Origin of the sequence: Nonomuraea sp. NPDC049624 (assembly GCF_040675255.1) — a bacterium.
Taxonomy (GTDB): domain Bacteria; phylum Actinomycetota; class Actinomycetes; order Streptosporangiales; family Streptosporangiaceae; genus Nonomuraea.
Genome location: NZ_JBFAOR010000001.1, coordinates 974,054 through 1,001,016 on the forward strand (window position 1 = coordinate 974,054; position 26,963 = coordinate 1,001,016).

The following is a 26,963-nucleotide window of genomic DNA, read 5'->3' on the forward strand; positions in this document are numbered from 1 at the left end:
CTCGACGGCGCGCTGCTAGTGCTGCTCGACGGCGCGCTCCGCCCGGGACGGCAGCAGCAGCGCGGTCACCACCACCGCCACCGACAGGACCGCGCCCACCACGAACGCCAGCCGCATGCCGCCGAGCGTCGCCAGCGCCTGCGTGAGGCCCTCGGCCCGCAGGCTGTCGGCCCGCGCGCTCATCACGGTGATCACCATCGCGGTGCCGATCGCCGCGGCGACCTGCTGGAGCGTGCTCAGGATCGAGCTGCCGTGCGAGTACAGGTGCGGCGGGACCGCCCCCAGGCCGAGCGTGAAGACCGGGGTGAAGGTCGCGGCCAGGCTCACCATGAGCAGCGCGTGCAGGCCGAGCAGCTGCCAGTACGGCATCGTCATCGTGACCTGGGTGAACCCGGCCAGCGCGAGCATGATCCCGATCGCGCCGGGGATGACCAGCACCCGGCCGCCGTGGTTGTCGAACACGCGGCCGACGGCTGGCCCGAGCAGGCCCATCGCCAGGCCGCCCGGCATCACCAGGAGCCCGGTCTCCAGCGCGCTGAGCGCCCGGACGTTCTGCAGGTAGAGAGGCAGCAGGATCATCGACCCGAGCATCGCCATGAAGGCCACCGACATCAGGACCAGCGCCACCGTGTACGTGCGGTGGCGCAACGTGCGCAGGTCCATCAGCGGCGCGCCGCGCCTCTGCAGCACGAGCTGGCGCACCACGAAGACGGCGATGGCGGCCAGCCCGGCCGCCGTGATCGCGGCGGCGACGCGCACGTCCCCGCCCTCGAACCGGCTGAGCCCGTAGACCAGCCCGCCGAAACCGGCCGCCGCCGTCACCACGCTGAACCAGTCGATGGTGCTGACCTCGGGCTCGCCGGTGTTCCTGAGCTGCCTCAGGCCGCTCCACGTGATCAGCCCGGCGATCGGCAGCACCACCGCGAACAGCAGCCGCCACGACCCGAAGTGCAGGATCACCCCGGAGATCGCCGGGCCCATGGCCGGGGCGACGGAGATCGCCAGCGTCACGTTGCCCATCACCCGCCCGCGGTCCTTCTCCGGCACGACCTGCATCAGCGTGGTCATCAGCAGCGGCATCATCACGGCCGTGCCGGACGCCTGGATGATCCGGGCCCCCAGCAGCACCCCGAACACCGGCGCCACCGCGGCCAGCGCCGTTCCCAGCAGGAACAACCCCATGGCGGTGGTGTACGCCGTGCGGGTGGTGACCCGCTGCAGGAACCAGCCGGTGATCGGGATGACCCCGGCCATGGTCAGCATGAAGGCCGTGGAGAGCCACTGGGCGGTCTGCTCGGTGATGTGCATGGCGTCCATCAGCCGGGGGATCGCGTTGATCATGATCGTCTCGTTGAGCACGACCACGAACGTCGCCAGCACCAGCAACCGGATCACGGCGGGCGTACGGCCCGAACCGGCGGACACGCCCTTGGCGGATGATTCGAGCTGTGGGCTGGACACGGTACCTCTATCGGTCTCGGGCCTGACCTTGTCACGGCCGGCCGGGCGGTCTTGGGTCTCGCCAGTAGTCCTCGTCACCCCCATACTGACCACCCCCACCGACGAAACTCATCGCCGCACCCCCGCCAACCGCCCCCACCGCGTCGCCGTGCTGGTCAGACGCCGGAACCGTTGGCGGGGAGGGGAAGCTGAACGCCGCTTACGGTGGCGCAGCGCATCACCGTCATGGAGAAGAGAGTCCGGGGTCCCAAGGATGTGGGGAATTCGTGTACTGCCCCAGAAAGCAGAATGTGGAGGCCCGGTTAACCGGTGCCTCCACATGTGTGCGGTGTGTGTCCGAGGACTGAGCGCCACCGGACGCACATGGCCTGCCGCTTCCGCTGTCCTCAGCCTCGTACATCGCATCCGCATGACGTGATTCTGCTTGCTGTCTGTGCATGCCAATCGGTCTGTCGAGCGAAGGTCGAGTGGGCACACGCAGAGCTTGTGCAGTCGAATTCGTACGAGACCGAGGACCGCGGAGCCATGGTCAATACCTGTGGATCACGGATTCCTGGGCGGCTGTGGGGACGGGTGATTCTGAGGGGCGTTCGACGTCCAGGCCGTCGATGCTGTCTGCTCCCGCGAGCATTCCGACCACGATGCTGGTGACATTGACGTCCGCTGGGCACCCCCACTGTTCATCGTCCCGCTCGACTCCACCTTGTCCGCCATCAGACGGGCGAGCCCGCACCGCTCGGCAACTCGCATCACCGGAACCAGCCCGGCGCACGTACTCATGTCATCGAACGCGGCGGACACCGCCGTAGCAGCATGGGAGATCTCAGAAATGCCTTGTTGATCGCGCGTGAAGAACTCACGTCGTTGCAGGCCACTCAGTCTGCTGCGCTTGCTCGGCAGGACACTTCGTTGATCTGTTCCAGAGTGGGTTGCGCTTCGAGAAAATCCTGCTTCAAAGGCAGGCGTTCACTGAAGTGTTCCCGCCAATCCTTGCTGCCGACGTATTTTTGCAGGGCGATTCGGAGGCGTTCGCAAGTATCATGATCGCCCTTGGGTATCGCGAATCCGATGGATTCGCGAGGGCCGAACCTGATCCCATTGACAAATTTAGTGCCTTGTTGCTCTGCTAGCTCTATGCCGGCGAGTGTCAAGCGGTCTCCGACGATCGCGTCCACGGCATGTTGATACAGCCTGGTGAGGCAGTCACCAAGGCTCCGTTGCGCGGTGATCAGTACCCCCATTTCGTTCTTCAAATATTCGAGTGTCGTTGAACCGGCAACCGTGCATACACGCCGCCCGGAAAGGTCGGAAGTTTTTTCGACACCTCTTTCTTGGTGGCGAACCAGTACGCCCAGTCGCGCGGACGCGAGCGGGCCGACAAAGTCGACTTGTCTTTCTCTGGATGCGGTTATGCCCAGCGTGCCCGCGATGTGAACGCCGTTACTGACAAGCGTTCTTATCGCGTCCTCTCGCGCCACCTTCTTGAAGGTGATATCTCTCTTGAAGCCAGCGAGAGCAAGCAATCCCCTGATCACATCTTCGTTGTAGCTCGAATCTGCTGCGTTATTGCGATTTCCATCGTCTTTCCAGACTCCGGCCACTACGCGCGCGGCATCGAGGAATGAGTCGGGCGCGTAGGTGCTGCCCGGGAGCAGAACGAGCGGCAACATCGCGAGCAGGGCACGGCCGGTCTTCGCCGTAGCGCTCGGCGCCTTCTTGTGGGAGCGGGAAGTGGCCGGACGAAGTCCTTGTCGAGAAGACAGTTCGGCGACAGCAGGCGGGGGCGGGGGTTTGATCGGCCCCCGTGTCACGGTGAGATTTCCGGCGGTGCCGACGGAGCGGCGTTGCGGGCGGGGGAGGCCTCGGCCAACCAGTTCTTGGTCGATGTGGCGGTGGATCTGATCCAGGGTGAGCGGGCCGGGCATGCGTAGTGCGTTCAGCAACGCTCCGGTGAAGGCGGTGTTCCGGGCACCAAGTGGGGCGTGAGAGAGAGCGGTCGCAGGCGTGGACGTCAAGGTGTAGGTGCCCGTCAGATCAAGCTGCCCCAGGGCGAGGCTCCTCCGGTTGCTCATGACTGTGACGGCTTGGCCGGAGAAGCAGCAGTCCAGTAGGAGCACGCGAGCTTTGGCGCGAGCGCTGCCGACCATGCGTTTGACAAGGTCTACGTGGATGGCAGAGAAGCCGACGTGTTCGGCATCCGTGCCGGTCAGAGCGAAGTGCAGTACGCCGGTGTCGTCGAGGACTCCGTGTCCACAGTAATAGACCAGCAGGAGATCCTCCGCCTCACGGACAGCGGCGGTCAGGGCCACGCCGACAGCGGCCTGGTCTGCGGGGTCGGCCAATATCTGACAATGATCGGCTGTCAGGAGACCATGTACGGGATGCGTCAGCACTTCGCGCAGGTCTTCCAGATTCCTGCGCACAGCCGGAATGTCAGGCAACTCCGGGTCGTGGAAGGTACCTGCCCCGATGAGTACCGCCCGGCTGCCACCGGCGTCCAGGAGCGGCTTACGACTCACTCTGCCGCTCGACAGCCGCCGGGAACTGTTCCGCCACCTCCCGCAGCACCGCCGCCGGGTCCGCAGCACGACGGATATCCACCTCGATACGCCGCCCGTCGGCAGCAGTGACGATGACCTTGACGTCGGTACGGCGGGAGGTGAGCCAGGTGCACACCGATTGGATCAACACCGCCACCGCGCCACCGGAGCCCACCGCCACCGTCAGCAACTCCACCGACGCGCCCATCTCTCCCGGCTCTGGCGCTCGCCGTTGAGGCCGTACCCGCCCTCGCAGTTCATCCTCCGAACCAAGCCAGTTGAACAACTCCACAGCGTGGAGCGCGGCCTCCGCACCCTCGACGACTACTTGCAGGTCCACTGCATCGGACAGCTCAGACACGAGGCCACGTCCTTTGAATTACGGCTACTTGGTATAGATCATGCTAACGGCCTGGATGTGCCTGAGCCTTGTCATGTCGCTGATCGAACGGCCCGCAGCCTCAAGTGATCTGCGCCAGACCAGATTGACAGCGGCCACGACATCTCTGCTGGTGTGTCCAGTAAACGGCTCATCCAAGAGTCCGGAGGTGACGGACGGTCACGCGAGGAGTATTCGCTTTCGGAGGAGGGCGAAGCCGACGCGCCCGTACATCTGTCGTTTGATCATTTCGTCTTGTTGACGACGCCCCGGTGGGTCCATTGCTGTAGAGCATGGCGAGCCCGGCGGCTACGGAGCGTCGTGGTCGATGAGCAGCCCTTCGGCGAAGGACCGCAGGGCAGGAACGGTGGTATCGGCCTGCGTGGCGGTGATCCACTCGTCCAGCCGGCCGGTGTGAGTGTCGAGGTCGCCGTCGTGGCCAGCGGTGAGCAGGGCGGCGAAGGCGCACACGTGACCAACGGCGGTCGTCAGTTCAGGGCGCCACCTTCCCCAACCCGTTGGCCGCCAAGTCGTCCCAGCTCAGGAGATCGATCAGCTCACAGCAGATCTGCCCCAGGCAGATCGCGTCACCCCTGGTCCGAATCGCTGCACATGATGGACGCATGAGCGAAGAATCAAAACTCCCGCTGTTGAACGCGCAGGTAAGACGCGAGCTTTATGAGCAGCGTGTTCTCGTTCTCGACGGCCCTCTCGACGATGACAACGGGACGCTGCTGGCCACGCAATTGATGACACTCGCCACGCAGGACGCGGCGACCGACATCGCATTGTGGATCCACTCCCCGGGCGGCTCGGTTCCCTCGATGCTGGCGATTCGCGACGTCATTCGACTCATTCCCTGCGACGTATCGACCCTCGTGTTGGGCATCGCCTACAGCGCCGGGCAATTCCTGCTGTCCTCGGGAGCCCGCGGGAAGCGCCGCGCCCTGCCGCACTCACGCGTCCTGATGCACCAGGGCTCGGCGGGAATCGGCGGCACCGCGGTTGACATCGAACTGCAGGCCAACGACCTTCGGCATACGCGCGACACGGTGCTCGGCCTCATTGCCGAGGACACGGGACAACCCGTCGGGCGCATATTCGAGGATTCCCTGCACGATCGTTGGTATACAGCGCAAGAAGCACTCGACTACGGCTTCATCGATGCGATCGTGCAGAACTTCGGCGAAATCGCGCCCCACCATCGCCCGCGGCCTGGATTCGGCATCACCGAAGGAGTCGGCAAGTGACCTCATATACGATCCCGAACGTAATCGCCCAGAATCCTCGCGGCGAGCGGATCATGGATGTCTACTCGCACCTGCTCACCGAGCGCATCGTTTATCTGGGCACCGCCATTGACGCGGGCGTTGCGAACGCGCTCATCGCGCAGCTGATCTTTCTGGAGTCGGACAACCCGGATGCTGAGATCCAGTTCTATATCAACTGCGAAGGCGGCGACCCGAGCGCGATGCTCGCGATCTACGACACGATGCGTCATATCCGCCCGCGGGTCTCGACCACCTGCGTCGGACAGGCCGTCGCCGTGGGCGCTGTCCTTCTCGCCGCAGGCGCCGAGGGAAAACGTGCCGCTCTCCCACACGCACGGGTGATCTTGCACCAACCGGCCGCTCAAGGACGCGGAACGATCCCCGATCTCATCTTGCAGGCTGACGAGGTCGTACGTGTCCGGGCGGACATTGAGCGCATCCTGTCACGCCACACCGGCCAGACGATCGAGACCCTACGCGCCGACACCGATCACGATCGCGTGTTCACCGCGACCGCGGCCTTGGAGTACGGGCTCCTCGACCAGATCATCGAGGAGCACTCCTAACCCCGTGGACACCCCGGCAAGCCGCGCTATGCGGCCAGTGCGTACGTCGTCGCCGCCGAGCAGGTGGCGCCTCTTGACACGCTGTGCTGAGCGGGGCGCAGGCTCTCGGCCACGGCAAGGGTCAGATCGACCAGGGTCACATCCAGCGCTCCGGCGACCGCAGCGATCATCTCGCTCGACGGCTCTTTGAGCCCTCGTTCTATCTCGGAGAGGTATTGCGGTGAGACTCCGGCGCGACTCGCCGTCTCGCTCAACTTCTCGCCTCGCTCGTGACGAATGCCTCGCAGACACTCACCGAGCACCTGCCTCCACAGCCGCTCGCGAATCGGAGAGAACTCGGGGGCGGTCCGATCGATCGCCGGACGCAGCGGCGGGATGGAGGAGGCCATGCCTACACCATAGGGAGACCTCACGTTCGAGTCCTGGCGGCTTCGCGTAGAGCAGAACCAGGGACTGGCCCCTCCGCCGGCCCTTAGGGCGCCTCCGCCCGCTCACGAGTGGGCGCTGCGGCGGCGACCACTCGGTGACACCGGTCACCCGGCCACGTGACCAGGGCGCACACCGCGCTCTGCAAGGTGAGGCGGGGTCCGGAAGCTGGGTTGCGGTCCTTCCAACGCCAGGCCGGCCACTCGTGTGAGGCGCGGGCATCCTGAACGCCATGTCCGTCGCCGGTGCCGACCGCCCCTCCCGCACTCGCCGTACCGACCCCCAGGCCCAGCACCTCGGCGCTTCAGGACCCGAGGTGCTCAGCCCGCCGCCAGCTCTTCACCGACGGCGTACTGAGGGCCATGGGCTTACCGTGCATGTCGGAGGGGGAGATGAACCCCCATACGCCTGGCCTGGGGCTATAAGTTCCCCGACTTGAACCCTCAGCGCCAAGACAAAGCAAAAGCGCCAGGTCAGAGACCTGGCGCTTTTATATGACCGGTGTCCGAGGGGGGACTTGAACCCCCATGCCCATCACTGGGCACTAGCACCTCAAGCTAGCGCGTCTGCCTATTCCGCCACCCGGACTTGGTGCCTGCACGCGGGACCGTCATCTCGCGTCGGCTCCGTAAGGTTAGCAAACTCTGGGGGGTGAGTCATACCAAGTATCGGCACAGGGGAGAGGCACCGCCTCTCCGGCGGCCCGCCGGCGGACCCGCCGGACCGTCCTGATGACCCTCCCGGGTGCCTTCCGTGAAGCGGACCCGCGTGTCCTTGGCCTTTTTCGGGGTCTCTGCTGAAAAGCCCTTGCGGCAACTTTGAGTGCTGCTACGGTTACGGATCGTTGAGGGGTGAGTCCACGGGCCGGCCTCACGACGTGAGGCCGGTTCCGAAGCTGGGAGGTCACGTGGCACGCACGAAGGTCGGGCAGTCGAGGGCGTCGTCCCTCGCTGCGCGCCGCGTGCCCACGACGCTCCCGGAGCAGGACACGACCGCCGAGCGGGCCGACCGGATGGCGCGGTTCGCGGCCGGTGCCCGCAGGGTTGTCGTGCGAGCAGTCGCGATGGGCGCCCTCGTGGCGGCCGGATGGCTGCTCGCCGTCGTGTTCGGAGCCATGTCCGCCGCTCCGGCGGCCGCGGACGCCACCGCGGCCACCACAGGAGCCGCCGACGCGGCCCCCGCTCCCCTTTCGGTCCCCGGCTACCTCTCGGCGTCGGACAACGCCGAGGCGATGGCGGGCCGCACCGTGGACGGTCTCAACAGCCAGCAGGATCCTGGTCTGCCACCACCATCCTCCGCCGGAAAGATCTTGGACACCGATGGACTGGTGCCCAACGGTGGTGGCAGTGGCCCGTTCGGGCCCGGTATGGGGGATGTCGCGAGGTCCGGTGTCGACCCGCGGCTGCAGTACCAGTCCGCCGTCATGGCGCGAGTGCTGCCCCCCGTCGTCCGCACAGCGGCGGACGACCCTTCCTTCTCACCTGACTGATCCCGCCATCTCGACACGCCCCGGACGTCCCGTCCGGAGAGCGACGGCGGAGCGTGGTCAGATCCCCTCCGCCGGCGGGTGAGACGTCAGTCAACCTGTTCGCGAATCCGAGGTCACCGTTGTGTGCGACCTCGCACGGCCTCGGCTGCCCGCGAACCGTTTCAGGTATCCCCCCAAGAACCACTAGGAGCATTCACCATGCGTACGTGGGCTAGAGCATCTACTCCCGCGGCCCTTCTGGCGGTCGCGGTCATGTCGTTCGGCAGTGGCGCGGCCTTCGCCGACACCTCGGGCAACTCCTCCGTCGGCGGCGGCAACCAGGTCAACCTGCCGATCAACCTGCCCATCGACATCAGCGGCAACGCCGTCGGCGCGGCCGGCCAGTCGTCCGCCGGGTCCCAGGGCGGCGCCTCGGTCGAGAACGCCGGCCCGAGCGACATCCCCAACCGCACCTCAGGAAACTCCAGCGTGCTGGGCGGCAACCAGGTCAACGCGCCGATCACCGCGCCGCTGAACGCCTGCGGCAACGCGGTCTCCCTGTTCGGCAAGTCGGACGCGGGCTGCCGGGGCGGCGCGACCGTCCGCAACAGGGGCAAGGGCGGCGCCGGGGGCAACCAGACCTCGGGCGACTCCAGCCTCATCGGCGGGAACCAGCTCACGGCGCCGATCACGGCTCCGATCAACGCCTGCGGCAACGCGCTGGCCATCTTCGGCGACGCCACCGCGGGCTGCAAGGGCGGCGCCTCCGTGCACAACAGCGGCGTCGGCAACGCGGGCGGCAACCGGACGTCCGGGCGGTCGTCGGCGCTGGGCGGCAACCAGGTGATCGCGCCGGTCAACGGGCCGATCAACATCTGCGGGAACGCGGTGGCGGTGTTCGGGCGGGCGTTCGCGGGCTGCCAGGGCGGCGCCAGCGTCACCAACTCGGGCGGCGGCGGCTGGCTGCACCACATGGCCGCGCCGGGCTCCACGGGCAACGACACCGACGGGCGTTACGGCGCCGGCAGCGGCAACCAGGTGATCGCCCCCGTCAACCTGCCCATCACGGCCTGCGGCAACGCCGTCGGCAACGCGGTGGCCAACTGCCGGGGCGGCGCGACGGTGCTGAACACCCGCGCCGGTTCCGGGGCGGGCGGCAACACCACCTCCGGGCGTTCGGGCGTGCTGAGCGGCAACCAGGTGATCGCGCCGATCACCGCTCCGCTCAACGTGTGCGGCAACGCGGTGGCCGCGTTCGGCAAGGCGTTCGCCGGGTGCCGGGGCGTCGTGTCGGTCAAGAACGGCGGCCGGGGCGCCGGCGGCAACCACACCTCCGGGCAGTCGGGCGTCGGGGCGGGCAACCAGGTCGTGGCTCCGATCACCGCGCCGCTCAACGTCTGCGGCAACGCCGCCGCGGTGCTCGGCGCCTCCAACGCCCACTGCAAGGGCGGCGCGGCCGTCTGGCCGCACAACGGTGTGGGCGGCGGCGGCAACACGACCTCCGGGCGTTCGGGCGTGCTGAGCGGCAACCAGGTGATCGCGCCGATCACGGCTCCGGTCAACGTCTGCGGCAACGCCGTGGCCGTGCTGGGCGACGCCGCGGCGGGCTGCCTGGGCGGCGCGCACGTCGGCAAGCCGGGCAACCCGGGCGGCTACGGCCAGTTCCTGCGGTCCACCGGCCACCAGGCCGCGGCCAAGAGCGGGCTGCTGCCCGCGGTGCCCGCCGTCCCGGCGCTCAACGGTGTCAACGGCACCGGCGGCGTGCCCGGGCTGCCCGACGTCGGCGGCCTGTCGAAGGCGGGCGGCCTGCCGGTTCCCGGCAACGTGACGCAGCAGCTCCAGAGCTCAGGCCTGCCGCTCCCCGGCAATGTGACGCAGCAGCTGGGGGGCTCGGGCCTGCCGGTCGGCGGCGGTCTGTCCTCGCTGCCGCTCGTGGACGACGCGTCCAAGACCCTGGGTCTGCCCGCCCTGCCCGAGCTGCCCGGCCTGCCCGGCCAGGCGCAGGCTCCGGTGCAGGGTCCGGCGCAGGCCAGGCCCGGCGAGGTCGACATGCCGGCCAAGTCGTGGGAGAAGCGGGTGCCCGTCCGGCCCGGCAAGCGTCACATGGCCGACAGGACCGACCACGTGCGCAGGGCGCCGGCCCGGCCCTCGTCGCCGCTCTCCCCGGCCACCGACCTGCTCTCCTCCACCCCGGTCGGCGGCGCCGTCACCTCCGCCACCGGCGGCCTGCCGGTCGGCAACCTGGGCCTGATGAGCGCCGCCCAGCCCGCCGGTCTCACCGGGATGAACTCCAGCTCGCTGCTCGCGCTGCTGCTCGGCTCGATGTTCGCCGCATCGGCCACGCTGTTCGCGACCGCCCGCCGGTTCCGGTTCGGCCGTAAGTAGATATACGGCATAGGTCGGTAACCACAGATACCGCTACCGCTCCACCGCCTGGGAGCGGTAGGCGATAGATGCTTTGCCCGTTCCGGGGGCGCGGCCCGGAGCGGGCAAAGCCATGTCCAGGCTCAGAGCGTGCTGCGGACACGGATGACCTTGCGTCGCAGCCGTACGTGCCGGCTCCCGTCGGGGTGCACCCGCACCCGGGCGAGCTCCCACTGGCCGTACTCTGCGTGTTCGGTCAGCAGTTGACGTGCGGCTTCGCGAGTGAGGTCGCGCGGGATGAAGATATCCATGTAGGAGTAGTCGAGCACAACGATTAGTCTCCAGGGTGAGTCAGGGCGCCATGCCGCTCGATGGGGCTTATTCTGCGTGCTTGTGGGTGGACCCGGAAGCTAGTGGGTAGCCCGGGGGAAGGAAATTTCCGCGAGTCGGGTTACCTTTCAGATCTATGCCGACTCCCGGCAGGGGGATTGCAAGCGAACAGTGAGGTAGGAAGCAGCGTGCCAGCCAAGAACGGCAGCTCCGGCGGAACACGCCTGGTGATCGTCGAGTCGCCCGCCAAGGCGAAGACGATCGAGAAATACCTCGGCGCCGGCTACACGGTCGAGTCCAGCATCGGCCACATCCGTGACCTGCCGGAGCGGGCCGACGACATCCCCGAGGCCTTCAAGAAGGAGTCGTGGGCACGCCTTGGCGTGAACGTCGAGCACGAGTTCGAGCCGCTGTACGTCGTCAACCCCGACAAGAAGGCGCAGGTCAGCAAGCTGCGTCAGCTGTTGAAGGGTGCTGACGAACTCTACCTGGCCACTGACGAGGACCGGGAGGGCGAGGCGATCGCCTGGCACCTGCGCGAGGTGCTCAAGCCGACCGTGCCCGTCCACCGCATGGTGTTCCACGAGATCACGCCGCAGGCCATCCGCGACGCCGTCGCGAACCCGCGCGATCTCAACCTCCGCCTGGTCGACGCCCAGGAGACCCGCCGCATCCTCGACCGGCTCTACGGTTACGAGGTCAGCCCGGTCCTGTGGAAGAAGGTCAAGCCGCGGCTGTCGGCGGGCCGGGTGCAGTCGGTGGCGACGCGGCTGGTGGTCGAGCGCGAGCGGGAGCGCATGGCGTTCACCTCCGCCCACTACTGGGACCTGCAGGCGCTGTTCGACTCCGGCAAGCCCGAGGAGCGGCCGCGTGACTTCACCGCGACACTGACCTCGGTCGACGGCAAGAGGGTGGCCCAGGGGCGCGACTTCGCCAGCACCGGGCAGCTCAAGACGGCCGACGTGCTGCACCTGTCAGAGGCCGCCGCCGGTGAGCTGGCCGGCCGGCTCCAGGGCACGTCGTTCGCGGTCAGGTCCGTCGAGCGCAAGCCGTACACGCGCAAGCCGTACGCGCCGTTCCGGACGACCACATTGCAGCAGGAGGCCAGCCGGAAGCTGGGCTTCTCCGCCAAGTACACGATGCAGGTCGCCCAGCGGCTGTACGAGCAGGGCTTCATCACCTACATGCGTACCGACAGCATCACGCTGTCGGAGACCGCGATCGCCGCCGCCCGCTCGCAGGCCATCAAGCTCTACGGCGCCGCGTACGTGCCCGACAAGCCGCGCGTCTACACCAGCAAGGTCAAGAGCGCGCAGGAGGCCCACGAGGCGATCCGGCCCTCCGGCGAGGAGTTCCGCACGCCGGGCGAGACCGGGCTGTCCGGCGACATGTTCCGCCTGTACGAGCTGATCTGGCAGCGCACCGTCTCCTCGCAGATGAAGGACGCGGTCGGCGAGTCGATCAGCGTCAAGGTCGGCGGCCGTTCGGCTTCCGGCGAAGACGTCGAGTTCAGCGCCTCGGGCCGGACGATCACCTTCTACGGGTTCCTCAAGGCGTACGTGGAGGGGGCCGACGATCCCTCGACCGACCGCGACGACTCCGAGAAGCGGCTGCCCAACCTCGCCGAGGGCGACGCGCTGACCGTGTCGCGGCTCGACGTGGCCGCCCACTCCACCAAGCCGCCCGCCCGCTACACCGAGGCCTCGCTGGTCAAGGAGCTGGAGGACCGCGAGATCGGGCGGCCCTCGACGTACGCGTCGATCATCGGCACGATCCTCGACCGCGGCTACGTGTTCAAGAAGGGCACCGCGCTGGTGCCGTCCTTCCTGGCCTTCGCCGTGGTCAACCTGCTTGAGCAGCATTTCGGCAACCTGGTCGACTACGACTTCACGGCCGAGATGGAGAAGGTGCTCGACGACATCGCCAACGACCGCGCCGAGCGGGTGCCCGAGCTGCAGCGTTTCTACTACGGCGCGGGCGACGGCGACGAGGGCCTGAAGGAGATGGTCACCGACCTCGGTGACATCGACGCCAAGGAGATCAGCTCGTTCCCGATCAGGGGGACGGACATCGTCCTGCGGGTCGGGCGTTACGGGCCGTACCTGGACAGAGACGGCGCGCGGGTCAACGTGCCCGAGGACACCACGCCCGACGAGCTGACGGCGGAGAAGGCCGAGGAGCTGTTCTCGCGCCCGACCGGCGACCGCGAGCTGGGCAAGGACCCCGTGACCGGGCACACGATCGTGGCCAAGGACGGCCGTTACGGCCCGTACGTGACGGAGATCCTGCCCGAGCCGGCCGAGGACGAGACGCCGAAGAAGCGGACGAAGAAGGCAGACGCCCCCAAGCCGCGCACCAGCTCCCTGTTCAAGACGATGTCGCTGGACACGATCACCCTCGACGACGCGCTCAAGCTGCTGGCCATCCCCCGGGTGGTGGGCGAGCTCGACGGCGAGGAGGTCGTGGCGCACAACGGGAAATTCGGGCCGTACATCAAGAAGGGCACCGACTCCCGCTCGCTCACCTCGGAAGAGGACCTGCTGACGGTCACGATCGAGCAGGCCAAGGAGCTGTTCGCGCAGCCCAAGCAGCGCGGCCGGCGGGCCGCGGCGGCGGCGCCGCTGCGGGAGCTGGGCGACGATCCGGTGTCGAAGAAGCCGGTCGTGGTCAAGGAGGGGCGTTTCGGCCCCTACGTGACCGACGGCGAGACGAACGCGTCGCTGCGCAAGGGCGACACGGTCGAGGACATCACCATCGATCGGGCCGCCGAGCTGCTGGCCGAGCGCCGCGAGCGGGCGCCCGCGCCGAAGAAGACCACGCGGAAGGCCCCGGCGAAGAAGACGACCGCGAAGAAGCCGGCGGCCAAGTCGTAAGTAGCATCGACGTGTGATCGTGCTGGTCTTCGTCGCTCTCGTCGTGGTGGCGCACCTTTATCTGTGGCATCGGATGGTGCGCTCCGCGACCCGCCCCGGGCGCGTCCGCAAGGCGCTGACCTGGGGCCTGGTGGGGCTCGTCCTGCTCGTGGTGGCCGCGTTCGCGGGCACGCGGATGGAGCTGGGCAACTGGCTGGCCTGGCCGGGTTACCTGTGGGTGGCGCTGATGTTCTACCTCGTGGTGTTCCTGCTCGTGCTGGAGGTGCCGCGGGCCGTCGCGTCGATGATCATCCGCAGGGGCGAGCGCGGGCCGGTGGCGGTCAAGGAGCCGGTTCCGGTCGCGGCGGTGACGTCCGCCGGCCCGCCGTCCGGGCCCGCCACTGAGCCTGTTCCCCCTACCGTGCCGCCCATGAGCAGGCGGCTCTTCCTGGGGCGCACCACCGCGGTGGTGGCCGGGGTCGGCGCGCTCGGCACGGTCGGTTACGGCATGACCAGCGCCCTCGGCGACCCGGTGCTGGAGCCGGTGCGGGTCCGGCTGCCCAAGCTCGACCCGAGGCTGAACGGCCTGCGCTTCGCCGTGGTGAGCGACATCCACCTGGGCCCGCTCACGGGCGTCGGCCACACCGAGCGCATCGTCAGGATGATCAACGCTCTGCGTCCCGACGTGGTGGCCATCGTCGGCGACCTGGTGGACGGGTCCGTGGCCCAGTTGGGCGCCCTCGCCAAGCCGCTCAAAAGCCTTGAGTCCCGCTACGGGGCATATTTCGTGACCGGTAACCACGAGTACTACACCCAGAACGGCCCCCAGGAATGGATCGAGGAGCTCGACCAGCTCGGCGTTCGCTCGTTGCGTAACGAGCGCGTGGAGATCAGCCACCAGGGCGCCGTACTCGACCTGGCCGGGGTGAACGACCTCAACGGCGAGGCCGTCGGCGACGGGCCCGACTTCGCCAAGGCGCTCGGCGGCCGGACGCCGGGGCGGTCCACCGTGCTGCTCGCGCACCAGCCCGTGCAGGTGGACCAGGCGGCTGAGTTCGGCGTCGACCTGCAGTTGTCGGGGCACACGCACGGCGGGCAGATCGCGCCGTTCAACCTGGTGGTGGGCCTGCAGCAGCCCGTGGTGTCGGGTCTGGCCACGGTCGACGGCGTGCAGGTGTACGTGACCAGGGGCGCCGGGTTCTGGGGGCCGCCGGTACGGGTCGGCGCGCCGCCGGAGATCACTATGCTTGAGCTGCGTTCCTGACTTTGCGCGACGCGGTCGCCACGTGGTGTCATCTTGGCGTAGTATCCGACCGGATACTCGCAGGAGGTGAACATGGTGTCCTCCCCGGCCGAAGGGGCGTTGCGCCAGGCGGCTTCGCTCGCGCCCGACGTCGCCTTCTGGGCCAGGCGCGGCGGGCTGCTGTTCAGGCAGGCGCGCCACGCGGCGAGCATGAACCAGAGGGCGCTGGCCAGCAGGAGCGGCACCTCGCGCACCACCCTGTCGGCCTACGAGCACGGCAGGAAGTCGCCGACCCTGGAGACCGCCGGGCGCATCCTCGACGCGGCCGGGTTCCGGCTGGCCCTTGAGCCCAAGGTCGAGTTCGCCGTGAAGTCGGCGGGCGGGCGCAGCTTCCACGTCCCGAGCCGGCTGCGGCGGCTGCCGGTGGCCGCGGCCCTCGGCGTCCTGCGGTTCGGCGGCCGGGTCTACGACCTGGCCGACCGCGACCAGCGCCGGGCGGCCTACTCGGCGCTCCTGAGCGAGGGCGGCCCCGCCGACCTGCTCGACCACGTCGACGGCGCGCTGCTCGTCGAGCTCTGGGGCGAGCTGGCCCTGCCGGCCGCCGTCCGCGCCGCCTGGGCGCCTCTGGTGGCGGAGATCAGGCAAGAGGCCGGAGTAATGAATTGACGACGTTTTCGACGGCCTATTCCATGCGGGTAACCTGCACGCCCACCCGCGAACGTAATACCCTCAGCCACGGACAAGCGGGTAATTTCCGCGTTGTCTCCTGCCTTCCCATGTCCGGCCGACACCTGGATACGCTGAAAACATGACTGCCCCTAGGCGCGCCGCACATGTGCTGGCCCATGCGCCGTTCCGCCGGCTCTGGACGGCCATGTCGGTGTGCAGTCTGGGCGACTGGCTCAACATCCTGGCCCTGACCGCCCTCGCCGGAAACCTCAACCAGGGCGACTACCGCATGCAGTCGCTGGCCGTGGGCGGCGTGTTCATCGCCAAGATGTTGCCCGCGGTGCTGCTCGGCCCGCTGGCCGGGGTGTTCGCCGACCGGTTCGACCGGCGGCTGACCATGTTCACCGCGGACCTGGCCAGGTTCGCGGTCGTGTTGTCGATCCCGGTCATCGGCACCTACCAGTGGGTGATCGTCGCGACCGTCCTGGTCGAGTGCGTCAACCTGTTCTGGGTCCCGGCCAAGGACGCCACGGTGCCCAACCTGGTGCCCAAGGACCAGCTCGAATCAGCCAACCGGCTCAACCTGCTGGTCACCTACGGCAGCGCGCCGATCGCGGCCCTGCTGTTCGCCGCGCTGTCCCTGGCCGGCGACATGGGGCGCAGCGTCCTGCCCCTGCTGAGCGGCATGGACCCGACCGCTCCGGCGCTCATCGTCAACTCCCTGGCCTACCTGGTGTCGGCCTTCCTGATCTTCACGTTGCGCGGCATTCCCAAGCGCGACGGCGCGATCTCGACGCCCTCGGTGCTCAAGCAGGTCGTCGAGGGCTGGCGCTTCGTGGGCGGCAACCGGCTCGTGCGCGGCCTGATCATCGGCATGCTCGGCGCGTTCGCCGCGGGTGGGGCCGTGGTCGGCGTGGCGAAGATCTACGTGGTGGCCCTCGGCGGCGGCGACGCGGCCTACGGCGTCGTGTTCGGCGCGGTCTTCGTCGGCATGGCGCTGGGCATGTTCGTCGGCCTCAGGCTGCTGCGCGGGCTGTCGCGGCGGCGGCTGTTCGGCCTGGCCATCACCGTGGCCGGGGTGGTGCTCGTGGCCATCGCGCTGATCCACAACCTGCCGATCGTGGTCATGCTGACCGTGCTGCTCGGGGCGTGCGCGGGCATCGCGTGGATCATCGGCTACACCTTGATCGGGCTGGAGGTCGAAGACGCGCTGCGCGGGCGCACGTTCTCGTTCCTGCAGTCCACGGCGCGGGTCACCCTGCTGCTCGTGGTGGCGGTGGCCAACCCGCTGGCGGCGCTCTTCGGCGCCCACGAGTTCGGCCTCGGCGCCATCGCCTACCGCTTCGACGGCACCAACCTGGTGCTGGTCATCGGCGGCGGGCTCGCGATGGCCGTCGGGATCCTGGCCCTGCGCCACATGGACGACAGGCAGGGCGTCTCGCTGTCGGCCGACCTGCTCGCGGCGGTGCGCGGCGAGCGTTACCCCGCCGAGCCGGCCGAGCACGTGCCGGGGCTGTTCCTGGCGTTCGAGGGCGGCGAGGGCTCGGGCAAGACCACCCAGTCGCGGCTGATCGCCATCTGGCTGCGCGACCAGGGCTACGACGTGGTCCAGACCCGGGAGCCGGGCTCCACCAAGATCGGCATGCGGTTGCGGGCGATCCTGCTCGACGCGGCCGAGCGAGGTCTGTCGGCCCGTTCGGAGGCCCTGCTCTACGCGGCCGACCGGGCCGAGCACGTCGAGAAGGTGATCCGGCCGGCGCTCTACCGGGGCTCGCTGGTGATCAGCGACCGCTACGTCGACTCGTCCCTGGCCTACCAGGGCGCCGGCCGGGCGCTCGATCCCGAGGACGTCTCCAGGATCAACGCCTGGGCGACGGGCGGCCTCGTACCGCATCTGACCGTGCTCATCGACACGCCGCCCGAGGTGGGGCTGACCCGGCTGGGCGGGGCGGCCGACCGCATCGAGTCCGAGCCGCTGGAGTTCCACCAGCGGGTGCGCAAGGAGTTCCGCGCGCTGGCCGCCGCCGATCCCGGCCGCTACCTCGTGGTCGACGGCACGATGCCGCCCGAGGTGCTGACCCGCCAGATCCAGGACCGCATCCGCGAGATCCTGCCCGACCCGGTGCCCCGCGAATCCGAAGACGCCACGGGCACGATGCCCGCCATCCGCGACTAGCCTTACGCCGTGACAGTTTTCGATGACCTCGTCGGGCAGGCCCAGGCGATCTCCGTGCTGTCGCGGGCCGCTGCGGCGGCCGGCGAGGCCGTCAAGGGCGGTCGCGGCGCCGGCATGACGCACGCCTGGCTGTTCACCGGCCCGCCCGGCTCGGGCCGGGAGGAGGCCGCGCGCGCCTTCGCCGCCGCGCTGCTGTGCCCCGACGCCGGTTGCGGCCACTGCGACCAGTGCCACCAGGTGCTCATCGGCTCCCACCCCGACCTGGAGTCCGTACGTCCTGAGGGCCTGTCCTACAGCGTCAAGCAGACCCGCGAGCTCATCCTGCGGGCCGCGGGCGCCCCCACCCAGGGCCGCTGGCGAGTCATCCTGTTCGAAGACGCCGACCGCGCCACGGAGTCGGCGGCCAACGCCCTGCTCAAGGCCATCGAGGAGCCCCCGCCGCGCACGGTCTGGCTGCTGTGCGCGCCCGCTCCCGACGACCTCATGATCACCATCAGGTCGCGCTGCCGCCAGGTCACACTGACCACGCCGTCCACCGAGGCCGTCGCGCACGTGCTGGCCACGCGCGACAGCGTGCCGTGGGAGACCGCCGCGTTCGCCGCCCGGGCCGCGCAGGGGCACATCAGCAGGGCGCGGTCGCTGGCCCTCGACGAGGGCGCCCGTCACCGGCGGGAGGCCGTGCTCGGCATCCCGCGCTCGCTGACCGGGGTGGGCGAGTGCGTGTCCGCCGCCGAACGCCTGGTCAAGACGGCCGAGGAAGAAGCCGCGGCGGCCACGGCGGCGCTCAACGAGAACGAGACGGCCGAGCTGCGCAAGATCTACGGCGAGGGCTCCACGGGCAAGGGGCTCAACCGGGGGCTGGTGCGCGGCGGCGCGGGCGCACTCAAGGAGCTGGAGGACCGGCAGAAGTCCCGGGCCACCCGGATCAAACGCGATTCGCTCGACGCCGCGCTGCTGGAGCTGGTGTCGTTCTACCGCGACGTGCTGGCCATGCAGTTCGGGGCGGGGGTGGAGCTGGCCAACGACGACATCCGGTTCGATCTCGACCAGCTCGCCAGGTCGTCCACGCCGGAGGAGACGCTGCGGCGGATCGACGCGATCATGCGGTGCCGGGAGCGGCTGGGGGCCAACGTCAATCCGCAGATCGCGGTGGAGGCGATGATGTTGTCGCTGCGCGGGGCGGCCTGAGCTGATCCCGGCCGCCGCCTGTGGTGGCTGCGTGGGCTGCTTGAGGCTTCGCCTGCGGTGGCTTGCCTTGGGGGCCGGCTGCGATGGCCTGCGGTTTCCGCCTTCTCGCTGCCGAAGGGCCAGGACTGCCGGACGGGCGGTTGATTCAAGATCGGGCCCGGTGCCCCTCACGCTCACCGGGCGGACACACGTAGTGTGGCAACGGTAGGCCGTAACAACCCCCGAGGCCGTCAGGGAGGCGAGCTCTAGCCCATGGGAATGATCATGGCCGTGAGCTTCACGCGCTACGGGAGGCTCTACTACCTCGATCCGGGCGGGCACACCTTCAAGGTCGGCGACAAGGTGCTGGTGCCGACCGACTCGGGCCCCGAGGTGGCGGAGTGTGTGTGGGCGCCGCAGTACACGAGCGAGGACATCGACGGTCTGCCCGTGTGCGAGGGTCCGGCGGGCGAGGAACACCTCTCGCGTGACGAGTCCAACAAACGCCGCAGGGCCGAGGCCCGCAGCGTGTCCAAGAAGCTGATCAAACGGCACACGCTGCCGATGAAGGTCGTCGGCATCGACTATCTCGACCAGGACAACGTCTACACCGTCTACTTCTCGGCCCCCCACCGGGTCGACTTCCGGGCCTTGGTCCGCGACCTGGCCCGTAACCTGCGGGCCAGGGTCGAGCTGCGGCAGATCGGCCCCAGGGACGAGGCGCGGCTGCAGGGTGGCATCGGTCCCTGCGGCCGTGACCTGTGCTGTGCCACGTTCCTGAAGGATTTCGAGCCCGTGTCCGTGCGCATGGCCAAAGACCAGGACCTGCCGGTCAACCCGTTGCGCATCGCGGGGGCGTGTGGGCGGCTCATGTGCTGCCTGAAGTACGAGCACCCGTTGTACGTCGAGAGCCGGTACAGAATGCCTCGCGCGGGGAGCCGGGTCAGCACGCCGCAGGGCGACGGGGTCGTCACCGGGCACAACGTCCCCGCCGACACGGTGACGGTGCGCCTGGACGACGGTGGCAGGCGCTGCGCGTGCCCTTCGGCGTCGGTGTGTTCCCCCCGCATCCAACACGACACGATGTACGGCAGCCGGGAGGAATCGCCCGACCACACGCCTTCCGGCGGCGAGGACGTCTAGACAACGTTCTGGCCCGGGGGCGCACATGGCCGGTCGGTAACCGGCTGACGGCCTCCCGGAAGGCGACGGGAGGCCGTGGGGGCTACGTTCGGGGGCTGCGGCCAGCGCCCAACCAGCCACACCGGAATTCCAGGCCCACCTGAGGCGTCAGGCGCTGGGTTCCGGAGGTCGTCTGAAGTGGCGAAGCAAGGCGTTAGCCCCGCCCGCGCCCCCTGCCTCGCGTCCCCCCGTCCCGGTGCGGGGTGGTGCGCGAGGCGGTTCGGCAGGAGTGGGTGGTGGTGGACAAGCCGGTCGGGCAGTAGATGCCGGGCTGGAGCGGCTGGTCGTCGTACGTTGGGTGCGTCACTTCCATGTAGGACGCGGATCGGGCCGCCGGCTCCATGGGGCGAACGTGCGGAGGGCTGGTGTCCGTGCGCCTGGGGTGAGGGCCGGACTCGTCGTCTTCTGCGGTCTCGTCGGTCACCGTGGTCGTCGGAGGTGAGATCTAGATCTCTGGAGAGTCATGAACAAGCCGGTGCAGTCGAGCGACGGCGGGCCCGCCGTGCAGGTGATGCTCTCACCTGCCAACGTCTGGCGTGCCGGGCTCGCCATGGCGGCCGTCGTCGCGGTGGCGTTCTTCGTCCGGTTCGTGATCACGGACGCGGGTGCGCTGGTCGCCATGCTGGTGATGGCGTGGTTCCTCTCTCTGGCCATGGAGCCCGCCGTGCGGCGCATGTCGCGGCACATGCGCCGGGGAAGGGCGACGCTGCTGGTGATGACGCTGTTCATCCTGGCTTTCGTGATCTTCATGATCCTGTTCGGCAGCATGTTCGTGCAGCAGGTCGCGGTGCTGCTGAAGGCTCTGCCCGACGTCGTCGCGGCCGTCGTGGAGTGGGTCAACGCCCGGCTCGGCACCCGCTATGAGATCTCCGACATCCTCAAGTCCATCAAGCTCACCCCGCAGCAGGCGGCCGAGTACGCGCAGGGCGCGCTCGGCGGGGTGCTGGGTCTACTGGGCACGGTGACCGGAACGCTGTTCAACCTGTTCACCCTGGCGCTGCTGACGTTCTATTTCTCGGCCGACGGTCCGAGGCTGCGCCGGTGGCTCGCGCAGTTGCTGCCCGGCCGGTTCCAGCAGGTCTTCCTCAGCGTCTGGGACGTCTCCACCATCAAGACCGGTGGATACGTCTCGTCCCGGCTCATCCTGGCCGCCATCAACGGCACGGCGTCGGCCCTGGTGTTCCTGCTGCTGGACATGCCGTCCTGGCTGGCCCTCGGCGCCTGGACGGGGCTGGTCGCCCAGCTCGTGCCCACCATCGGCACCTACATCTCCATCGCTCTGCCGGTGGTGGTGGGACTGGTCTCGTCACGTCCCTGGGTCGGCCTGGCGGCGCTGGCGTGGGGTGTCCTGTACCAGCAGGTGGAGAACCTGACGCTGGAGCCGAAGATCAGCTCACGGGCGGTGGACATCCATCCCGGGGTGTCCTTCGCAGCCGTGATCGCGGGGGCGTCGCTGTTCGGCGCGATGGGCGCGCTGCTGGCCATCCCCATCGTGGCCATGCTGCTGTCGCTGATCGACACGTTCGCCACCCGTCAGGAGCTGCGAGAGGCCATGGCCGCCGAATCCCCGCCGCCGAAGGGCGGAGGCGGGGGAGCGTCTTCGAAGGGGGACGGCCCCGGCTCGCCGCCGCCGAAGTGACGTGGACCCGCGCGGACGGACGATCGTCCCGGCAGCGTGGCGGACGGGGGCGTCGGAGCAGGCCTGGAAGTCGGAGCAGGCCTGGAAGGGGTGCCGGGCGGAGGCCGATGCGGCCCTCCGGCACGGTGGCACGTGGGCGGCGGTACGGACAGTGGCTGCCGGTCAGCCGCGGGGATAGCCGGGGATCTGGCGACGCTGGCTCGCGGTGCCGATCCAGTGGAAGAGGTCCAGCAGGACCGAGACGGCGATCCAGAACCAGTCCGCTCCTCTCAGCCCGACGCCGGGGACGTACAGGATCACGTACATCAACGTGGTGAACGGCAGGAAGATCAGCCCGAGGAGAGGCCAGATCCACGTGTGGAAAGCGGCGCTCACCAGAGCGGGCCGCGCCACCCAGATGATGAAAACGGCAAGTCGCGGAAAGAGGCCCGCGAAGATCGCGAACAGACATCCCATGGCGGCCCACGTCCCTCCATCACGCCTGGCCGGAAGGTCGGCGAAGTGGATGGTCCCCGCAGCCGGGACTGCTCATCCTCGACGTTGTGCATGGAGAGTCCCTGATTTGATTTGCCCGCCGAGTGCTTTCTCGGCGCACTGAGGGCTGTTTTCGAAAAAATGCACAGATCTGCCGAGGGAAATCTTTGCCTTATCGCGGTGGCCGCCCGATCGGGAACAGGGGATCAGAAGCATGGACGGCGGCTTGGCAGGACGATGCCGCCATATGTGCCGCTGTGTGCCGTGATGCGGCCGTTGCGGGTCTCCACTGGGAGTCCCGGGTCGATGCGGGCCCGTCCGGCCGGAAAGCGGCACAACCGCGCGAGATGATGGAGGGGATCGGCGCCCGGTGAACAGAATGCCGCACACCGCCACGGATCCGCGGCGCGCACGGCTGCGCCTCGCCGACGGCGCGGCGGCCATGCGCCCAGCCGCGCCGCGTGAGCGCAGCGCGCCCGCCCCGCCGCGTGAGGGCGCGATGCAGCCCGTCCTGTCGCGTGAGGGCGCGATGCAGCCCGTCCTGTCGCGTGAGGCCGCGATGCACCCGTCTCGTCGCGTGAGCGCGGCGCGTGCGCTTTGTCGTGAATGTGAGGGTTGAGGGCCCTTTGTTCGAGGATGGTGCGGTCGCCACCAAGAGAGGTCGTCATGGGGAAGGTGCCCGATCCGGCCGACGGTCATCGGCCGCCGGCCGATGGCGCCCACAGGGACTACACCGGTGCGGTCTACGGATCACTGCTCGCCGCCTCCGTGGTGGCCGGCGCCGCGTCGCTCGGCAGGTTCCCGCGGCTGGAAATGATCATTCTGCTGCTGGGGACCAGCACGGTGTTCTGGGCCGCTCATGTGCACGCCCGCCTGTTCGGCGCCCGTGCGGTCTTCCAGAGCATGAGCGTGGCCGACATCCGCCGGGCCTGCGCCGAGGAGTGGCCGATCGTCACGGCGGCCGTTCCGCCGGCCGTCGCCGTGGCCGTCGGGCCGCTGCTGGGCCTCGAACCGCAGGGCACCGCCTGGCTGGCCCTCGGTGTCGCGGTGGCCGGGCAGGTCGGCTGGTCGGCTGCGGCGGCCGTGGGGATCGGCGCCTCCTCCCGGATGGTGCTGGTCACGAGCTTGATCAATCTGCTGCTCGGGCTGGTGATCGTGGTGCTGAAGGCCGCGTTCCACCATTGACGGGACGCCCGCCGGGACGGCCGCCGGAACGCCCGCTGCGGCCGCGCAGGCGGCTGGTCATCCGCGGCGGCCGCGGAGGCGGCCGGTCATTCACGGCGGCGGCGGCTTGGCCGAAGGGGACGAACATCATGCCGGTTTCACATCGAGGTGGTCATGCGCAGGTGGATGATGTGCCGCGGCGATCCCGTCCTTGAGCGGGCCGGCGCCGGTCCGTACGGCGAAGGCGCCGACCCCGTGGCCACCGATGGAGCTCGACGAGCGCGACGGCGGGGCGGACCATGACCGGACCCGCAGCCCCGGGGAGCCCGGCCGCCTTCTCGAAGAGCCCGCTGGCCCCGCTGGCCCTCGCCCAGTTCATCTGCAGCTTCGCCGGCTCGAACATGAACGTGATGATCAATGACATCGGCCGGGACCTGAACACCACGGTGCGGGGCGTGCAGAGCACGATCACGCTCTTCCTGTTGATCATGGCCGTGCTGATGATCCCGTGCAGCAAGCTGACCGACCGCTGGGGCCGCAAGAAATGTTTCCTCGCGGGCCTCACCCTGTACGGGATCGGCGCTCTGACCAGCGCGTTCTCGCCCAGCCTCGGGGTGCTGATCCTCGGCAACTCGGTTCTCGAAGGGGTGGGGACCGCGCTGCTGATCCCGCCGGTCTACATTCTCGCGACGATGGCCTTCGACGATCTGCGGTCGCGGGCCCGCGCCTTCGGCCTGATCAGCGGGCTGGGGGGTGTCGGCGCGGCCGCGGGCCCGCTGATCGGCGGTTTCATCGCGACGGCGATCACCTGGCGCGCGGCGTTCGTCTTCCAGGCGGTGGTGGTCGCGGTGATCGTCTTCCTCAGCCGCCGGATCGCCGATCCGGTGCCGCCGGATCCGGCCCGGCCCTTCGACACCGCCGGCGCGGTCCTGTCGGCCGTCGGCATGTTCTGCGTGGTGTTCGGGATTCTCCAGGCCGGCAAGAACGCCGTGCTGATGACGACGTTCCTCGTCGTCGGAGTGGGATTCCTGGTCTGGTTCTTCCTGCACATCCGGTCCAGGGAGCGTGCGGGGAAGGAGCCGTTGCTCACGACGCGTCTGTTCCGGAACCGTACGTCCGATCTCGGCCTCGTCACGCAGAACATGCAGTGGCTGGTCCTCATGGGGACGTCGTTCGTCGTCGCGGTCTTCCTGCAGAAGGTCCGCGGGTACAACGCCATCCAGACGGGCGTTGTCTTCACCGCGGCGACCGCCGGGATCCTGGTGAGCTCCCTGGCGGCGGAGCGGCTCGCCAGGAAGCACTCCCAGAAGAGCCTGATCTCGGCGGGTTTCGCCATGACCGTGGCCGGGATCGCCGTCCTGCTGGCCCTGGTCGAAGCGTCGTCGCGAGTCGTCGCCTTCGTGCCGGGGCTGCTGCTGATCGGGCTGGGCGTGGGCGTGATGCTCACGCCGTCGGTCAACGTCGTGCAGTCCAGCTTTCCCGAGGAACAGCAGGGCGAGATCTCCGGATTGTCGCGCAGCGTGTCCAATCTCGGCTCGTCGTTCGGGACGGCGATCGCCGGCACGATCCTCGTCGCCGGGCTGGCCGAGGGGAACCGGTCCTATGCCCTCGCCATGATCGCGCTGGCCGTCTTCGCCCTGGTGGGCCTGGGCGCGGCGATCCGGCTCCCCGCCGACCCCGGGTGACCCCGGCGCGGGGTCTACCGCCCGTACGGTTCGGCGCGGTCGAGTTGTTCGTCCAGGGCGACGGCCGCGGCGATGAGCGCCAGATGGGTGAACGCCTGCGGGAAGTTGCCGAGCTGCGCGCCTGACGGGCCGATCTCCTCGGCGAACAGGCCGACGTGGTTGGCGTAGGTGAGCATCTTGTCGAAGGCGTAACGGGCCTGCTGCAGCCGTCCGGCGCGGGCCAGGGCCTCGACATAGAGGAAGGTGCACAGGTTGAACGTCCCCTCCGACCCGCGCAGGCCGTCGGGGGACGCGGCGGGGTCGTAGCGGTAGACGAGGCTGTCGCTGACCAGCTCCTCGTCGATGGCGTCCAGGGTGCTCAGCCAGGCCGGGTCGCGGGGGGAGATGAAGCCGACCCGGGGCATGAGCAGCAGCGAGGCGTCCAGCACGTTCGTGCTGTAGTGCTGGACGAAGGCCTGCCGGTCAGGGCTCCAGCCGCGGTCCAGGATCTGGTTGAAGACGGCGTCCCGGACACTCATCCAGCGCACGAGGTCGGCCGGACGCGAGTGGGTGGTGGCCATCCGGATGCCGCGATCGAAGGCGACCCAGGTCATCAGCCGGCTGTAGGTGAACTCCTGACGTCCGCCGCGAGTCTCCCAGATGCCTTCGTCGGGACGGTCCCAGGTGTCGGCCAGCCAGTCGAGCACCTTGGCGAAGGACCGCCAGCCGCGGATGCCGCCGATCTCCTGGGACTGGGCCAGGGCGTCGGCTACTTCACCGTAGATGTCGAGCTGGAGCTGGTCGGAGGCGGCGTTTCCGGCCCGTACCGGCCGGGACTGCCGGTATCCCTCCAGATGGTCGAGCACTTCCTCGGTTAGATGGGGATCCCCGTCGATCCGGTACATGATCTGCAGCGGCTCACCGGAGGCGCGGCCGACGACGAGCCGTTCACGCAGCCACGTACGGAACGCCTGTGCCTCCTCGACGAAGCCGAGGCCGATCAGGGCCCGGACGGACAGGGAGGCGTCGCGGACCCACGTGTAGCGGTAGTCCCAGTTGCGTTCGCCGCCGATCTGCTCCGGCAGCCCCATCGTGGCGGCGGCGATCGGGGCGCCCGTGGGCGCGTACGTGAGGAGCTTGAGAGTGATCGCCGAACGGTTCACCATGTCACGCCAGCGCCCCCGGTACCGGGACGCCCGCAGCCAGCCGTGCCAGAAGGCGCGGCAGGCCTCGAAGCTGTCACGTATCCCTTCGGCGGTCACGGGCGGCACGGCCTGGTCATCGCCGCTGCAACTGGTCAGGACGATCGCGGCGGTCTGGCCCGTCTGGAGGGTGAAGCCCGCGACGATGTCCTCACCGTCCGGGCGCAGGGCGACAGGGCCGACGGCCTGCACGTGGAGGCTCGTGCCGGGGCCCTGGAAGACCGCTGATCCGGCGTCGCCGAGGGCGAGGGTGTGCGGCGCCCGTCCGTAGTCGAAGCGGGGACGGCAGGTGAAGACGAAGGGCAGACTCCCGCGAACCACCCGGACGAACCGCACCAGGCGGTGCCGGCCGGAAGGCGTGGTGGAGGTGTCCGGTTCCATGAAGTCGGCGACCTCGCCGACGCCGCCGGAAGCCATGAAGCGGGTGACGAGGACGGCGGTGTCCGGCAGGTAGAGCTGCCGGACGGCCGCCTCGTCGCTTCCCTCCATGTCGGCGGCCAGCCGGCAGTGGCCCCCGCGCCCGCTGTCGAGGATGGACGCGAAGAGGCTCGGGGAGTCGAACCGGGGCGTGCACCACCAGTCGATGGTGCCGTCGCTGGAGACGAGCGCGGCGGTCTGCAGGTCTCCGATCATGCCGTGGTCCGCGATCTGCGGGTAGCCGTTCATCGATGCCTCCGTTGTTCGCCGGACATACCGGACGACTGCCTCCGGACGTGTCGACTGAGC

General features: G+C 69.0%; 21 protein-coding genes and 1 tRNA gene. 13 read left to right on the forward strand and 9 right to left on the reverse strand.

Translation table 11 applies throughout. The annotated features are described in order from the left end of the window. Positions 1-15: 15 nt before the first annotated feature. The 4 genes from AB0J76_RS05155 to AB0J76_RS05170 form a co-directional block, all read right to left on the reverse strand. Positions 16-1,461 (reverse strand): MDR family MFS transporter, encoded by a 1,446-nt coding sequence (locus tag AB0J76_RS05155; protein WP_352318513.1) that lies wholly within the window; start codon positions 1,459-1,461, stop codon positions 16-18. An 875-nt stretch (positions 1,462-2,336) separates the two neighbouring features. Further along, positions 2,337-4,049 (reverse strand): transporter substrate-binding domain-containing protein, encoded by a 1,713-nt coding sequence (locus tag AB0J76_RS05160; protein ID WP_352318515.1) that lies wholly within the window; start codon positions 4,047-4,049, stop codon positions 2,337-2,339. Then, the gene (locus AB0J76_RS05165; protein ID WP_352318517.1) at positions 3,970-4,362 is read right to left on the reverse strand and encodes a hypothetical protein; all 393 of its coding nucleotides are present in this window, start codon (positions 4,360-4,362) and stop codon (positions 3,970-3,972) included. Before AB0J76_RS05165 ends, AB0J76_RS05160 begins: the two co-directional genes overlap by 80 nt. Before the next feature lie 327 nt (positions 4,363-4,689). After that, positions 4,690-4,851 (reverse strand): hypothetical protein, encoded by a 162-nt coding sequence (locus tag AB0J76_RS05170; RefSeq protein WP_352318519.1) that lies wholly within the window; start codon positions 4,849-4,851, stop codon positions 4,690-4,692. Positions 4,852-5,003: 152 nt separating this feature from the next. Between AB0J76_RS05170 and AB0J76_RS05175 the strand changes: the two genes are divergently transcribed. Next, positions 5,004-5,630, forward strand: a complete 627-nt coding sequence (locus tag AB0J76_RS05175; RefSeq protein WP_352318521.1) for an ATP-dependent Clp protease proteolytic subunit — start codon at positions 5,004-5,006, stop codon at positions 5,628-5,630. Beyond that, positions 5,627-6,217 carry an ATP-dependent Clp protease proteolytic subunit gene (locus AB0J76_RS05180; protein WP_091081201.1) on the forward strand — a complete coding sequence of 197 codons (591 nt, stop codon included), beginning with the start codon at positions 5,627-5,629 and terminating at the stop codon, positions 6,215-6,217. Before AB0J76_RS05175 ends, AB0J76_RS05180 begins: the two co-directional genes overlap by 4 nt. A 26-nt stretch (positions 6,218-6,243) precedes the next feature. On the opposite strand, the gene AB0J76_RS05185 is transcribed toward AB0J76_RS05180, so the two are convergent. Both AB0J76_RS05185 and AB0J76_RS05190 read right to left on the reverse strand, forming a co-directional pair. Then, on the reverse strand, positions 6,244-6,606 hold the full coding sequence (locus AB0J76_RS05185; protein WP_352318523.1) for a helix-turn-helix transcriptional regulator: 363 nt from the start codon (positions 6,604-6,606) through the stop codon (positions 6,244-6,246). Between the two features lie 539 nt (positions 6,607-7,145). Next, positions 7,146-7,231, reverse strand: a tRNA-Leu gene (locus AB0J76_RS05190). Positions 7,232-7,550: 319 nt separating this feature from the next. Here AB0J76_RS05190 and AB0J76_RS05195 point away from each other — a divergent pair. After that, the gene (locus AB0J76_RS05195; RefSeq protein WP_352318525.1) at positions 7,551-8,132 is read left to right on the forward strand and encodes a hypothetical protein; all 582 of its coding nucleotides are present in this window, start codon (positions 7,551-7,553) and stop codon (positions 8,130-8,132) included. Between the two features lie 252 nt (positions 8,133-8,384). After that, on the forward strand, positions 8,385-10,496 hold the full coding sequence (locus AB0J76_RS05200; RefSeq protein ID WP_352318526.1) for a chaplin family protein: 2,112 nt from the start codon (positions 8,385-8,387) through the stop codon (positions 10,494-10,496). A gap of 122 nt (positions 10,497-10,618) precedes the next feature. On the opposite strand, the gene AB0J76_RS05205 is transcribed toward AB0J76_RS05200, so the two are convergent. After that, the gene (locus AB0J76_RS05205) at positions 10,619-10,804 is read right to left on the reverse strand and encodes a DUF5703 family protein (protein ID WP_125641854.1); all 186 of its coding nucleotides are present in this window, start codon (positions 10,802-10,804) and stop codon (positions 10,619-10,621) included. 189 nt (positions 10,805-10,993) lie between these two features. Between AB0J76_RS05205 and topA the strand changes: the two genes are divergently transcribed. The 7 genes from topA (at position 10,994) to AB0J76_RS05240 (ending at position 21,733) form a co-directional block, all read left to right on the forward strand. Continuing rightward, positions 10,994-13,678 (forward strand): type I DNA topoisomerase, encoded by a 2,685-nt coding sequence (topA, locus tag AB0J76_RS05210; RefSeq protein WP_352318528.1) that lies wholly within the window; start codon positions 10,994-10,996, stop codon positions 13,676-13,678. A 13-nt stretch (positions 13,679-13,691) separates the two neighbouring features. Next, on the forward strand, positions 13,692-14,921 hold the full coding sequence (locus AB0J76_RS05215; RefSeq protein ID WP_352318530.1) for a metallophosphoesterase: 1,230 nt from the start codon (positions 13,692-13,694) through the stop codon (positions 14,919-14,921). Between the two features lie 72 nt (positions 14,922-14,993). Next, positions 14,994-15,566 carry a helix-turn-helix transcriptional regulator gene (locus tag AB0J76_RS05220; protein WP_352318531.1) on the forward strand — a complete coding sequence of 191 codons (573 nt, stop codon included), beginning with the start codon at positions 14,994-14,996 and terminating at the stop codon, positions 15,564-15,566. A 142-nt stretch (positions 15,567-15,708) separates the two neighbouring features. After that, positions 15,709-17,745 carry a dTMP kinase gene (tmk, locus tag AB0J76_RS05225; RefSeq protein WP_352318532.1) on the forward strand — a complete coding sequence of 679 codons (2,037 nt, stop codon included), beginning with the start codon at positions 15,709-15,711 and terminating at the stop codon, positions 17,743-17,745. A 9-nt stretch (positions 17,746-17,754) separates the two neighbouring features. Continuing rightward, the gene (locus tag AB0J76_RS05230) at positions 17,755-18,933 is read left to right on the forward strand and encodes a DNA polymerase III subunit delta' (protein ID WP_352318533.1); all 1,179 of its coding nucleotides are present in this window, start codon (positions 17,755-17,757) and stop codon (positions 18,931-18,933) included. Positions 18,934-19,197: 264 nt separating this feature from the next. After that, the gene (gene ricT / locus AB0J76_RS05235) at positions 19,198-20,055 is read left to right on the forward strand and encodes a regulatory iron-sulfur-containing complex subunit RicT (protein ID WP_352318534.1); all 858 of its coding nucleotides are present in this window, start codon (positions 19,198-19,200) and stop codon (positions 20,053-20,055) included. 502 nt (positions 20,056-20,557) lie between these two features. Further along, a complete protein-coding gene (locus AB0J76_RS05240) occupies positions 20,558-21,733 on the forward strand; it encodes an AI-2E family transporter (protein WP_352318536.1) in 1,176 nt (391 codons plus the stop codon). Positions 21,734-21,895: 162 nt separating this feature from the next. Here AB0J76_RS05240 and AB0J76_RS05245 read toward each other — a convergent pair whose 3' ends face one another. Then, positions 21,896-22,126 carry a hypothetical protein gene (locus tag AB0J76_RS05245; protein ID WP_352318538.1) on the reverse strand — a complete coding sequence of 77 codons (231 nt, stop codon included), beginning with the start codon at positions 22,124-22,126 and terminating at the stop codon, positions 21,896-21,898. A gap of 747 nt (positions 22,127-22,873) precedes the next feature. On the opposite strand from AB0J76_RS05245, the gene AB0J76_RS05250 reads away from it, so the two are divergent. Together AB0J76_RS05250 and AB0J76_RS05255 are read left to right on the forward strand one after the other, a co-directional pair. After that, positions 22,874-23,392: a hypothetical protein gene (locus AB0J76_RS05250; protein WP_352318540.1), complete on the forward strand. Its 519-nt coding sequence runs from the start codon at positions 22,874-22,876 to the stop codon at positions 23,390-23,392. 278 nt (positions 23,393-23,670) lie between these two features. Further along, a complete protein-coding gene (locus AB0J76_RS05255; RefSeq protein WP_352318542.1) occupies positions 23,671-25,056 on the forward strand; it encodes an MFS transporter in 1,386 nt (461 codons plus the stop codon). A 14-nt stretch (positions 25,057-25,070) separates the two neighbouring features. Here the strand turns inward: AB0J76_RS05255 and AB0J76_RS05260 are convergent, their stop codons facing one another. Then, complete coding sequence (locus AB0J76_RS05260) at positions 25,071-26,903, reverse strand: glycoside hydrolase family 15 protein (RefSeq protein ID WP_352318543.1); 1,833 nt, start codon at positions 26,901-26,903, stop codon at positions 25,071-25,073. Between the last annotated feature and the right edge of the window lie 60 nt (positions 26,904-26,963).